12 protein-coding genes are annotated in these 12,946 nt (G+C 47.7%); 11 read left to right on the top strand and 1 reads right to left on the bottom strand.

The window, feature by feature from the left end; translation table 11 throughout:
* Positions 1–47 precede the first annotated feature (47 nt).
* A complete protein-coding gene (locus R3D86_00620) occupies positions 48–860 on the bottom strand; it encodes a universal stress protein (GenBank protein ID MEZ5756702.1) in 813 nt (270 codons plus the stop codon).
* A 167-nt stretch (positions 861–1,027) separates the two neighbouring features.
* Between R3D86_00620 and R3D86_00615 the strand changes: the two genes are divergently transcribed.
* The 11 genes from R3D86_00615 to R3D86_00565 all read left to right on the top strand — a co-directional run bounded on the left by R3D86_00615 (position 1,028) and on the right by R3D86_00565 (position 12,870).
* Positions 1,028–2,308, top strand: a complete 1,281-nt coding sequence (locus R3D86_00615; protein ID MEZ5756701.1) for an acetylornithine deacetylase/succinyl-diaminopimelate desuccinylase family protein — start codon at positions 1,028–1,030, stop codon at positions 2,306–2,308.
* A gap of 82 nt (positions 2,309–2,390) precedes the next feature.
* Positions 2,391–3,017 carry a hypothetical protein gene (locus R3D86_00610; GenBank protein MEZ5756700.1) on the top strand — a complete coding sequence of 209 codons (627 nt, stop codon included), beginning with the start codon at positions 2,391–2,393 and terminating at the stop codon, positions 3,015–3,017.
* A gap of 725 nt (positions 3,018–3,742) precedes the next feature.
* The gene (locus tag R3D86_00605; protein MEZ5756699.1) at positions 3,743–4,111 is read left to right on the top strand and encodes a helix-turn-helix transcriptional regulator; all 369 of its coding nucleotides are present in this window, start codon (positions 3,743–3,745) and stop codon (positions 4,109–4,111) included.
* 95 nt (positions 4,112–4,206) lie between these two features.
* A complete protein-coding gene (locus R3D86_00600; protein ID MEZ5756698.1) occupies positions 4,207–4,716 on the top strand; it encodes a hypothetical protein in 510 nt (169 codons plus the stop codon).
* On the top strand, positions 4,713–6,185 hold the full coding sequence (locus R3D86_00595) for an ABC transporter substrate-binding protein (GenBank protein ID MEZ5756697.1): 1,473 nt from the start codon (positions 4,713–4,715) through the stop codon (positions 6,183–6,185). Before R3D86_00600 ends, R3D86_00595 begins: the two co-directional genes overlap by 4 nt.
* A complete protein-coding gene (locus tag R3D86_00590) occupies positions 6,185–7,138 on the top strand; it encodes an ABC transporter permease (protein ID MEZ5756696.1) in 954 nt (317 codons plus the stop codon). The genes R3D86_00595 and R3D86_00590 overlap by 1 nt, the downstream gene beginning before the upstream one ends.
* Positions 7,135–7,983 (top strand): ABC transporter permease, encoded by an 849-nt coding sequence (locus tag R3D86_00585; protein ID MEZ5756695.1) that lies wholly within the window; start codon positions 7,135–7,137, stop codon positions 7,981–7,983. Before R3D86_00590 ends, R3D86_00585 begins: the two co-directional genes overlap by 4 nt.
* Positions 7,970–9,574, top strand: a complete 1,605-nt coding sequence (locus R3D86_00580; GenBank protein MEZ5756694.1) for a dipeptide ABC transporter ATP-binding protein — start codon at positions 7,970–7,972, stop codon at positions 9,572–9,574. The genes R3D86_00585 and R3D86_00580 overlap by 14 nt, the downstream gene beginning before the upstream one ends.
* Positions 9,552–11,003, top strand: coding sequence for an aldehyde dehydrogenase family protein (locus R3D86_00575; GenBank protein MEZ5756693.1), 1,452 nt, complete (start codon positions 9,552–9,554; stop codon positions 11,001–11,003). The genes R3D86_00580 and R3D86_00575 overlap by 23 nt, the downstream gene beginning before the upstream one ends.
* Positions 11,004–11,033: 30 nt before the next feature.
* A complete protein-coding gene (locus R3D86_00570) occupies positions 11,034–11,780 on the top strand; it encodes an SDR family oxidoreductase (protein MEZ5756692.1) in 747 nt (248 codons plus the stop codon).
* Between the two features lie 94 nt (positions 11,781–11,874).
* Positions 11,875–12,870, top strand: a complete 996-nt coding sequence (locus tag R3D86_00565) for a P1 family peptidase (GenBank protein ID MEZ5756691.1) — start codon at positions 11,875–11,877, stop codon at positions 12,868–12,870.
* The last annotated feature ends 76 nt before the right edge of the window (positions 12,871–12,946 follow it).

Here is a 12,946-nt window from a genome sequence, read left to right as displayed (position 1 = left end):
AGCATTATTGCCTTAGAAGAACGGCGGGTTACCCATTCAGGAGGGTGTTAGTGTGACAGGTAAACAGAAAACTGCTGATTGCTGAGAAGATCCTTTGTTGCGCCGCCAAAGACAATTTCCCGAAGTCTTCTATGGCCCCAGGCCCCTGCAATGATCATATCGGCGTTTATCTTTTGAGCCGTTTCCAGAATTGTATCGCTGACTGAATCGCTTTCGGAAACGGTCAGCGCTTCTGCATTAACACCGTGGCGGTCCAGTTTGATGCAAATATCTGCTTCAGGCAGATAATCCTTATCTTCTTCTGATACGGTCAGAACGGTTACTTTGTCAGCTGCCTTTAGAATAGACAAGGCATTATGAGTGGCCTTGGCACATTGACTACCGCCGTCCCAGGCAATCAGAATATTCTTAAAATCGACCGGCGCACCTGCTTCTGGCACGACAATCACGGGCAGTCCGCCTTCAATAATAAAATCATGCATCACGCTTAAAATATCATCAATAGCATCCCCTTTTTGGGTTAGTACAGTCAGATCAGCGGTTCTTGAATGCATGTTCAGAAAATCAAGCAGGTTGCCCTGTTGCTGGCACCAGTCATAGCGTACACCTGTTGCTTTCAGCTGCTTTTCATATCTCTCGCGGTATCTTTCCGCTTCGGCCTTAAGGTCCTTTTCATATTGGTTGAATGCTTCTGCTGTATAGGCTTCCACAGGCATGGACTTAAACATATCGCCGGCAGGCGTCATAACGTGAAGGGCCCGCACATGGGCATCATATTTATCGGCTAGTTTCGCGGCCATGGCCACCCGGGCCTCTGTGCCTCTGTCATGTCCGATCGGGACTAAAATTGTTTTTATCATTTGAATTCTCCTGAATGTATTTATGGTTCATAAACTGATCTGATATTAGGAATTATAGGAAATACCACCTTGATACAGGTCAAAATTTGACAGAATTAATAAAAAGACTTGTTTATAAAACTTATACCTTATAGTTTTTTTATAAATCAAATTATGAGTAAGATAATATGAAAGAACCTGCCTTATTACAAGTTTTCGAACTGATTGAAAAAGCGGAAGATAATCTTGTAAGGTTATGTCAGGATCTTGTCCGGTTTCCAACCGTGAACCCGCCCGGAAGGGATTATAAGCCCTGCGTTGAATATATCGGTAACCGCCTTAAAAACAGCGGTTTTACCATTGAGTATGTCCGGGCAAGAGGGACGCCGGGCGACAATGCCGATTATCCGCGCTTTAATGTAATTGCCCGTTATGAAACAGGCCGTCAGGGGCCTTGTGTCCATTTTAACAGCCATATCGATGTGGTCGAAACCGGTGATGGCTGGACCCATGATCCATTTGCGGCAGAGCTCGTTGACGGAAAAATTTATGGCCGTGGCACCTGTGACATGAAGGGGGGATTGGCCGCATCCATCATTGCTGTTGAAGCCCTCATTAACAGCGGGATTGAGCTGAGAGGCGCGATCGAAATATCAGGAACAGCGGATGAGGAATCCGGCGGGCTGGGTGGTGTTGCTTATCTGGCCGAGCAGGGATATTTCAGCAAGGACCGGGTTGATCATGTCATCATACCGGAGCCGCTTAATGTTGATCGTGTCTGTCTTGGTCACCGGGGTGTCTGGTGGGCGGAAATTGAAACCCATGGACGTATTGCCCATGGTTCAATGCCGTTTCTGGGGGACTGTGCCGTGCGGCATATGGGGGCCGTTATTGCAGAATTTGAAGATAAACTCTACCCGGCCATGGCAGCACGCCATACAAAAATGCCGGTTGTGCCGGAAGGTGCCAAACAATCTACACTGAATATCAACAGCATTCATGGCGGTCAGGAAGAAGGAAATGACGGCCTCCCTGCACCTTGTGTGCCGGACAGCTGCAGAATGATAATTGATCGGCGCTTCATTGTTGAAGAGCAGCTTGACGAAGTGAAAAATGAGATTAAGGGCATTCTGGCGTCGCTGGAAACGTCGCGCGAAGGGTTTAAATATGAAATCCGCGATATGCTTGAAGTTATTCCCAGCATGACAGATGTGAATGCTCCCGTGGTTAAGGCGACCTCGGCGGCAATTGAAGATATTCTCGGCAAAAAACCGGACCTGATCTGTTCTCCAGGGACATATGATCAGAAGCATATTGACCGTATCGGCAATCTTAAGGACTGCATTGCCTACGGCCCCGGCATACTTGAGCTTGCCCATCAGCCCGATGAATATGTGGTCGTGAAAGATATGATTGATTCTGCAAAAGTAATGGCATCTGCGGCTTATAAATTGCTAATGCAGAGATAATATTCCCCTGTTCAGGGGATTTCACAATAATTTATAATTCCTATACTGACTGTCTGTTTTTAATAATAGTCAGGAGTAGGGAATGACATCAAAAATTTGCAATCTTTTTTTAGCCATGATTATCCTTTGCTGGACAAGCCAGGCATTTTCCGCAGTGCTTCCACCACTTGAAGAAAGATATGGCGGGCTGGCATATTTTGATCCGCAGGTAAATGTCACATTTGTTGCCAATACAAATTCACAAGGCCAGCTTTCTTACCAATCAGCCATGGATTGGGCAGCGGGGCTTGATATAGGCGGTATTACCGGCTGGACACTTCCGTATTTTACACCCGGGCCGACAGCAGGGTGCGATGAAGCCTGTCTAATAGCACAGGGATTATTTGCATATTTATACCATATTCGGGGCATTACGGCTTCAGCGCCCGGGCCATTCACAAATCTTGGCGGGATATATTGGGCGTCCAATAACAATTTCGAATATTCAATCGGTGCTTATGTTAATGCACAATATAATTTTGATACAGGTTTTGGAAATGTATTTTTCGGCTCTCCAACCAATCTCGCAAATGCCTGGGCATATAAGGCAGGAGATCCTCTAAATGGACTAAACGTAGAATTAAGTGCTGTACCACTTCCGGCTGCTATCTGGATGTTTGGTCCCATTGCACTGGGGTTTGGCGCCCTTAGAAAAAGGCGCAACAGATAATTTAAGGCTGATATTTACTTTACAGAAATAATTGTTTCAATACGGGAAATATGAATTTCTTGTGTAAATAATTTTTACACATGGATTTTAGGTAACAGTCTGTTAACCATATAGTTCTTTGTAAAATAACAAAAAAATCATTCTGGCACGCTTTTCGCATAATAATAGATAAAAGTTTATCTTTTTATGTTTTGTATGCTGTTGCATCAAAATGGGAAATGTAAATTTTGAGTATTATGTTTGAGTAAGAGTAGTTCGTGTTTGAAGGATAGTAAAATGTATTTGGGCTTATTAAATAGCACCTGCTGTATTCTGATGATTGCCGTTGGTCTTTTGATCTTGGATTATACCTATGGATTTTCTGACGATCATTATGTTCAGGTAGGAAATCTGATAAGATTACTCAAGTCTGTTTTTTAATAGTTTTACTTTCCAGGTGAGAGGCAGGATACCGGATCCTGCCTTTTTCTTTTTTGGGAATTTATTTTATAATTTCAAGGTCTTTAAGCTGAAAATAAAACGGGACAAGCATGATCAACTTGCCCCGTAAGTGATCACTTCTAATTGGGGTAAGGAATGATCACTTTGTCTGTTTGAATTTTCAGGTTGTTGTTATGACTTCTTTACAACCATGCATAAGTATTGAATATATTAACTTTCCAAGTCAAGCGAAATGTACGATTTTAGTGCGTGAAATTTTAAATTTATCGGTCAATATTCAATAAATGACCGGAAAAAAAAGAAATTGGATATCCGAACGCATTAAATTGCTTGGTAAAAAGAAAAAGGATCTGGCAGAAATATTAGGTCTGCCTCATACGCGTATTTCGGATATGATAAGTGGAACTCGGGCATTAAAAATTACCGAAATTGTGAAATTCGCGGACTTTATGGAAATGAGTGTTTCTGAAGTATTGTCCGGTTTTAACAGTTCACAATCCCGCCCTAATGAAGAAGTTAGAGGTTCGTCGCAATATCAGCTTTTGGAAAAAGATGAGAATGATGTACTGGCCCTTTACCGTGGGCTTTCAGAACCGGAAAAACAAAAATTCCAGCATCTTGTATCCACTGTCAAAAATGAAGAGAAGAAATAACCCCTCTCTCATTGATAATTTTCTTATTAAGGCTTTAATCTCAATCAGGTTGGGGCTAATGTATATTTCAGTTTTCAGGAAATGATGGAGCCTATATGAACGAACATAAATCCCTAAAATTGACAAGACGCGGCTTTAACGCAGGTCTCGGGGCGGTTTCATTGTCTGCGGGGCTTCCTTTGCGGGCATTAGCAGAACAGGAAGGGCCTGATATGGCTGATGCGCTTTTGCAGCTTCGTGGTGACGGCAAACTGGTGATTTATTCGGGAGCCGGGCATCTTGGTCCTTATGGTACTGAAAACATCATTGATCAATTGACCGCCTTATCCGGGAAAAAGTCAGGCGATATTATTTTTGCCCTTTGTGGTAACCCGGAACAGCTGCCGGCAGTTTTGGGACAATATAGCCATCATATGAGCTTTACATCGGTAAAAACCATAAAGAATGCGGTAAAATTGCTATTACAGGCATTGCCAGAGAATAAAACGGACCAGAAGTCAACCAGATATATAATTGACGAGGGCGTATGCCCGGCGACACTAGAAATGATGAAAAGATTAGAACCGGACGGAATCATCGTTGCTGCGAGGCAGGTCTCTGTATGAGAAAATTAGGGTTTCTGCTGCTTTTTTACCTGACATCAAGGACTACCGCTTTTGCGGTCATCCTGAATGTAGGCTTGCAGCTGGAACCACCGAACCTTGACCCGACATCGGGGGCTGCTGCTGCCATTGATGAAGTGGTTTACGGCAATATATTTGAAGGACTTGTCAGGATAGATAAGGATGGTGAAGTTCGACCGGGCCTTGCCCTGTTCTGGGAAGTTTCAACCGATGGCCGTTCCTATGTTTTTCATCTGGCGGAAGGGGTAAAATTCCATGATGGCAGCGATTTCGATGCAGAAGATGTGAAATTTTCATTCAACCGGGCGAGGGCCAAAAATTCAACAAATGCCAAGAAATATATTTTCGCGCCGATTGTACTGATTGATATTCTGGACCCGCTGACCATTATGATGACGCTTGATCATGCCCGTCCGGATTTTCTGTTTAATATCGGACTTGGGGATGCGGTGATCGTGGCAGAGGAATCAGCGGCGGGAAACGCGTTTAACCCGGTGGGGACAGGGCCGTTCCGGTTTAAAAAATGGGTGCGCGGGGATCGGGTGGAACTCGTTAAAAATGATGATTATTGGGGCCTTGAGCCACGACTTGACGGGGCCACTTTCAAATTTATCCCGGATCCCTTATCGGCTTATACGGCGATGATGGCCGGGGATATTGATACTTTTCCCAATTATCCGGCCCCGGAAAATCTGTTTCTGTTTGACCGTGACCCGCGATTTGATGTGGTGGTCGGGCTGACCGCGGGGGAAACGATCCTGGCAACCAATAATAAAAAATCACCGTTTGACAATATCCTGGTCCGAAAAGCCATGGCCCATGCCATCAACCGCAAGGAAATAATCAATGGCGCCATGTTTGGCAATGCGGTACCGATTGGAACCCATTTTGCCCCGAACCATCCCGATTATGTTGATCTGACGGGGCTTTATCTTTTTGATCTTGGTAAGGCACGGGCACTGATGAAAGAAGCGGGTTACACGAACGGTTTTGATGCCACTTTGAAATTGCCACCGCCCACCTATGCCAGACGGACGGGGGAGCTGATTGCCGCTGAGCTGGGCCGGATCGGTATTAGGATAAAAATAGTAAATATGGAATGGGCCCAGTGGATTGATCAGGTGCTTAGAAACCGTAATTTTGATCTGACGGTCGTATCCCATGTTGAGCCAATGGATATTAATATTTATGCCAATCCCAATTATTATTTTGGCTATGACAATGCTGATTTTCAGGAAATCATTGCAAAAATTGATGAAAGCACCGACGCGGACGAGACCAGCCGTTTATATAAGGAAGCCGAGCGCAAAATTGCTGAGGACGCAGTGAACGGATATCTTTACCAGCTTGGAAAGTTTGGGGTCTGGAAAAAAGAAGTGAAAGGCATGTGGGCCAATTACCCGATCCGATCCAATGATCTTCGTGATGTCTATATCGAGGGGGCGGACTGATGGCGCAGTATATCTTAAAAAGGCTGCTATCGCTAGTGATGACTTTAATTGTCGCAACGATTGTTATTTTCCTGATTATTGAAGTGGTGCCGGGCGACCCGGCCGCTTATATGATGGGGCTTTCCGGCAGCACTGAGGCCGCTGATGCGCTTCGCGTCGAATTGGGTCTGGATAAGGGGGCGCTCGAAAGATATTTCAGCTGGGTTGGCGGCATGCTGTCCGGTGATTTTGGCATCAGTTATACCTACCGCGTGCCGGTTTCGCAACTGATTGGCGAGCGGACACTTGTTTCTGTACCGCTGACCCTTTATGCGTTGATTTTGTCAACACTTATTGCCATTCCGGTGGGGGTGATCAGCGCGTCGCGGCGGGGCAGTGCTGTTGATACCACGCTTATGGGGATGGCGCAGGTCGGTGTGGCGATCCCCAATTTCTGGTTTGCCATTTTAATGGTGCTTATTTTTTCAACATCGCTTGGGTGGTTTTCCGCTGTCGGCTTTCCCGGCTGGGATGCCGGTTTCTGGCCCTGTATCAAGGCATTGACCATACCGGCTGTATCGCTTGCCCTGCCGCAGGCCGCGATCCTCGCGCGGGTGATGCGCTCATCAGTGCTCGAAGTTATGCAGGAAGATTATATCAGAACCGCCCGCGCCAAGGGCTTAAGCAGGAGGCAGGCACTGATCCGTCATGGACTAAGGAATGCCATGATCCCGGTGCTGACGATCCTCGGGCTTCAGTTTTCCTTTCTGCTGGCGGGGGGGATAATCATTGAAAGTATATTTTCACTGCCTGGTCTGGGCCGGCTGGTTTTTCAGTCAATCGCCCAGCGGGACCTGATTGTCGTGAAATCAATTGTGACACTCTTGGTGCTGGCTGTGGTGATGATCACATTCATTGTGGATCTGTTTTATGCCATTGTTGATCCGCGCCTTCGGGAAGGGGGGCAGCGATGAACCGTTTCCCCTTTAGTTTCATTGTCGGCGGGGTACTGACTTTTATTTTTACCTTTGTCGCCATTCTGTCCTTTTTCTGGACACCCTATGATGTGGAAGCGATCAATATTGCCGGTAAGTTTGCGGCGCCGGGGCTTGACCATCTTATGGGGACAGATCATTTCGGCCGTGATATTTTTTCAATGGTGATGGTGGGGACAAGAAATGCCATTGCCGTATCCCTTGTGGCGGTTGGTATTGGTATGATATTAGGCGTGCCGCTCGGGCTTTGGGCAGCAGGCAGCCGCATGAATGGCGGCAGTCTGATTGATGAAATGCTGATGCGGGGCAATGATCTGGTTTTTGCCTTTCCGTCACTCTTGATGGCGATTATGATTACCGCCGTTTTCGGCCCTGGGGCAATCAACGCCATTATTGCCATTGGCATATTTAATATTCCGGTTTTCGCCAGAATGAGCAGGGGGGGTGCCTTAAGCCTCTGGACCCGTGATTATATCATGGCGGCAAGGGTTGCGGGCAAGGGCATGATGCGGATCAGTTATGAACATATCCTTCCCAATATATTAAATATTCTGATTGTTCAGGCGACAATCCAGTTTTCAATAGCAATTATCGCCGAAGCCAGCCTCTCCTACGTCGGGCTTGGAACCCAGCCACCGAATCCGAGCCTGGGCAGGATGCTGAATGATGCCCAGACCATGATCTTCTTTGCGCCCTGGCTGGCATATTTCCCCGGTGGTGTGATTGTGGCGATGGTGCTTGGACTTAACCTGATGGGGGACGGCCTGCGTGATATGCTTGATCCGAAATTAAAGAAAAGAAAGACCGGCGATGTCACTGCTTGATATACAGGATTTAAGCCTTTCCATTCATGGCACCACTATTCTTGAAAAAGTGAGCCTCAGCATTGAAAAAGGACAGGTTGTGGCGATTGTCGGGGAAAGCGGTTCGGGTAAATCCATGACTTCATCCGCCGTGATCCGGCTTCTGCCGGATGGGGCGACTACATCAGGGGCCATCTGGTTAAAGGATCAGAATATCAGCGAAAAGCCGGAAAAGGAAATGTGCGCGGTTCGTGCCAACGATATCGGTATGGTGTTTCAGGAACCGATGACCGCGTTAAACCCGGTTGAGACCATCGGCGCACAGGTGATGGAAGCGATCCGGATTTCAGAACCCGGTCTTGGCCGCGCAGAAGTGCGGGAGCGGGCGGAGCTGGCCTTGCACCGGGTTGGCCTTGATAATCAGCGTTTCCCATTGAATACCTATCCCCATAAGCTTTCCGGCGGGCAGCGACAAAGGGTGGTGATTGCCATTGCCATATCCCAAAAACCGGCACTTTTAATTGCGGATGAGCCGACAACGGCACTTGATGTGACGACACAGGCAAAAATTATGACACTTCTTAAAAAACTGGTTGATCAGGATAAAATGGGCCTGCTTTTGATCAGTCATGATCTTGCGGTGGTTTCTGATATTGCCGATCATATTGTTATTATGAAAGACGGTAAAGTGGTGGAGCAGGGACCAAGGAACGGTTTTTTTGAAAATATGAAACATGACTATACAAAAATGCTGTTTGCAGCCGCCCATCATAAATTGCAGCAGAAATTTATTGTAGAGGATGCGGAACCCGTGCTTGAAGTGCGGAACTTAAGCAAGGAGTATAAAATCGGACGTAAAGACAAACTGCGGGCGGTCAATGATGTAAGCTTCACCATAAAAAGGGGGGAGAATATTGGTCTTGTCGGGGAAAGTGGCTGCGGTAAATCAACCCTGACCCGCTGTATTTTGGGACTTGAGGATTTTCAGAAAGGGGAAATTCTGATTGCGGGACATAAATTTAATGGTGAACGACGCTTAAGGCGCCATATAAATGTGGTGTTTCAGGACCCATACGGCAGCTTTAATCCACGCCATAAGGTGGGCCGACTGGTGGCTGAACCTTATTATGCCCTTGATAATCCACCCAGTGCCTCCGAGCAAAAAGAAAAAGTTATTGAAATGCTCGACCATGTAGGCTTAAGCGTAAGTGATATTGATAAATATCCGCATGAATTTTCCGGCGGGCAGCGCCAGCGCATTGCCATCGCCCGGGCGCTGATTACGGAACCGGATATTATATTGCTCGATGAAGCGACATCAGCCCTTGATGTCCTGATCCGGGACCAGATACTCGAACTTCTCGCCAGACTTACATCCGTATTCGGGATTTCCTATCTGTTTGTGTCGCACGATCTGACGACGGTGAAGAATATTACAGACCGGGTGCTGGTAATGAAAGACGGGGTTATCGTTGAGGAAGGAATAACAGCAGAGGTTTACCAGAACCCCAGCCATCCATACACAAAAGCATTGCTCGAAGCGAGCCCGGACATTACAAAGAGTAAAGTAAAAAATAAGGAACAGTTTAATGACAATATCTTTCAACACTGAGCAGATTCTCATCGGTGGTCAGTGGCGTAACGCGGAAAATAACCGCACCCTTGACCTGATAAACCCGTCAACCGGGGAGCTACTCTGCAAAATCGGGCGTGGCTCGGACAAGGATATTGATGATGCAGTGAAAGCGGCGCAGGCCGCCCTTGACGGTGAATGGGGAAAAATGACCGCGACCCAGCGTGGACGGATACTCACGAAAATTGGTGAAAAAATACTGGAACATGTTGATGAACTGACCCGTCTTGAAAGTCTTGATGTGGGAAAACCAACCACCCAGGCCAGAAATGATGCCATTGCCATGGCCCGTTATATGGAATTTTACGGTGGGGCCGCTGATAAGGTAATGGGCCACACAATTCCCTATATGGATGGATATACTGTTTATACACTGCGTGAGCCGCATGGTGTCACCGGTCACATTGTGCCCTGGAATTACCCGATGCAGATTGCAGGGCGCTGCATTGGCGGTGCACTGGCCATGGGTAATACATGTGTATTAAAACCGGCGGAAGAAGCCTGCCTGACCGCGCTTTTATTTGCCAGAATAGCCGAGGAATCGGGACTGCCAAAAGGAGTTTTAAATGTGGTCACCGGGCTTGGCAATGAGGCGGGGGCAGCCCTTTCCAGCCATCCCGGCGTTCATCATATCAGCTTTACCGGCTCAGTCGGTGTCGGTAAACTGATTGAAAAAGCGGCCGGGGAAAATATTGTGCCGGTGACACTGGAACTTGGCGGGAAATCACCACAGATTGTCTTTGATGATGCGGATCTTGAGGCCGCTTTACCTTTTCTTGTCGGTGCTTGTATCCAAAATGGCGGGCAGACCTGCTCCGCCGGAAGCCGGCTCATAATCCAGCGCGGGGTTTATGAAAAAGTGATCAAAATGGTTTCTGAAAAAATAAGCGCCATGAAAGTGGGGCCGGCAACAGATAATCTGGATGTCGGGCCGCTTATTTCAAAAAAACAGCAGGATGTGGTTGAAGGCTATATTAATGCCGGGCTAGAAAGCGGATTAAAAATTGCCGCGCAGGGGCAGATTATGGACGGATGCCCGGAAAATGGCTGTTATGTAAGGCCAACCCTTTTTCGCGATGTGCCACCGGATCATAAACTGGCGCAGGAAGAAATATTCGGCCCCGTTCAGGTCGCAATCCCTTTTGACAGCGAGGAAGAAGCGGTGGAAATTGCCAATGGCACTGATTATGGGCTGGTGACCGGGGTCTGGACCCGCGATGGTGGTTGCCAGATGCGCATGGCCAAGGCGATCAAAGCCGGACAGATATTTATCAACAACTACGGGGCCGGGGGCGGGGTTGAGCTGCCATTTGGCGGTATGCGTAAATCAGGCTTTGGCCGGGAAAAGGGGTTTGAAGCCCTTTATGGCTTCAGCGTTCTTAAAACCGTCGCGGTTCGTCATGGTTAATGTAAAAGTTTAAAAAAAAGTGATAATATTATGAGATTAAATGAAAAAATAGCAATTGTAACAGGTGGTGCATCCGGTTTTGGTGCCGGGATTGTCCGCAAATTTGCGGCTGAAGGGGCCAATGTGGTCATTGCCGATCTGAATATCACGCTGGCGGAAAATCTGGCCGCCGAACTTGGTGAAAATGTAATGGCGGTTGAGGTCGATGTTTCGGATGGGGAAAGCGTTAAGGCCCTTGTTGAAAGAACGGTTTCAGCGTTTAAAACAGTTGATATTCTGGTCAATAATGCCGGGATCGGCCATATCCCCCAGCCGCTTGACCAGCTCCCTGAAAGCGATTTTGACCGGATTTTTAATGTCAATGCCAAATCGGTCTATAACACGGCGAAACATATTGTCCCGATTATGAAAAAGGCCGGAAGCGGCGCCATTTTAAATGTGGCGAGTACCGGCGGTGTCAGCCCGCGTCCCAATCTGACCTGGTATAATGCGTCAAAGGGCTGGATGATTACGGCAACCCGCGGCATGGCGGTTGAGCTTGCCCCCTTTGGTATTCGGGTCAATGCCATTAACCCGGTTGCGGGGGATACGCCGCTGCTGAAGACCTTTATGGGTGAAGACACACCGGAAATAAGGGCAAAATTCCTCTCGACCATTCCGATCGGCCGCTTTTCAACACCGGAGGATATGGGCAATGCCGCCTGTTATCTGTGCAGTGATGAGGCGAGCATGGTTACCGGGGTGGCGATGGAGGTTGACGGCGGACGCTGTATCTAAATCGGGCAATGTATCTAAACGAAACATGGCTTAATGGCTTGTTTAAAGGGTTATTTCAGCATAAGCTTAAAAATAAAAAGGGATAGGACTAAAAATGTTTAAACCGGGACCACAGAATTTAATCACCGATGTTGAAGGGATCAGTGTCGGACATGCCGAAGACCAGAAGGTCAGAACCGGAACAACGGTTCTTTACTGCCCGGGTTCAGTCACCGGCGGGGTTGATGTACGTGGCGGTGGTCCCGGCCTTCGTGATGTGGAGGTATTAAGCCCGGAAAACCTGGTCGGGCGGGCCGATGCAGTTGTGCTTTCCGGTGGCAGTGTTTTTGGCCTTGCTGCCGGGGATGGTATTGCTAAAGTGCTTTCCAAACAGAATGTCGGCCTTAAATTTACCGAAAATATGCCGGCGGTGCCGATTGTGGTCGGAGCGATCCTGTTTGATTTGGTCAATGGCGGTGATAAGGACTGGGGCCTTGAAACGCCCTATCATAATCTTGGTATTAAAGCGCTTGAAGATGCGCAGAAACGAAATGGCAAAGCCTTTCCACTTGGTAACTACGGGGCAGGTTTAGGGGCAAGGGCCGGTAATAAGGAAGGTGGGGTTGGTTCCACGTCCATTGATCTGGGGGATGGTCTTATTGTCGGGGCACTTGTCGCGGTCAACTGTGTGGGTAGCGTCTTTATGCCGGACGGGAAAACATATTGGGCGCAGCCCTTTGCTTACGGTGATGAACTGGGCGGGCAAAAGCCAAATCCGAACCAGGAAGCCGCCATACAGCCCTTTCCCGATGACAGCAAAACCGGGGGGTCAAGACCGGGGACAAACACCACCATTGGCATCATTGCCACATCGGCCAAACTGACATCGGCCGAGTGCAAACGGGTGGCGATGATGGCTCATGACGGTTACGCCAGAGCAATCCGGCCTGTTCATACATTATCGGACGGGGATACCATCTTCTGCATTTCCGGTGGCACAAAGGAAATCCCCGATGGGCCAAGACGATCAAGGGCCATTTCTGAAATTGGCGCCGCCGCAGCGGACACCATGGCACGTGCCATTGCCCGCGGTGTTTTTGAAGCACAATAACTGCGCAATATTTCCCAAAATCCTGCAGGGTCCACCACTTAGAATCCAATAAATTCTGCTTAAAAATTTAGCTAAA

Source organism: Emcibacteraceae bacterium (assembly GCA_041396985.1).
Lineage (GTDB): Bacteria > Pseudomonadota > Alphaproteobacteria > Sphingomonadales > Emcibacteraceae > Pseudemcibacter.
This window is presented reverse-complemented; position numbering and strand designations above follow the sequence as displayed.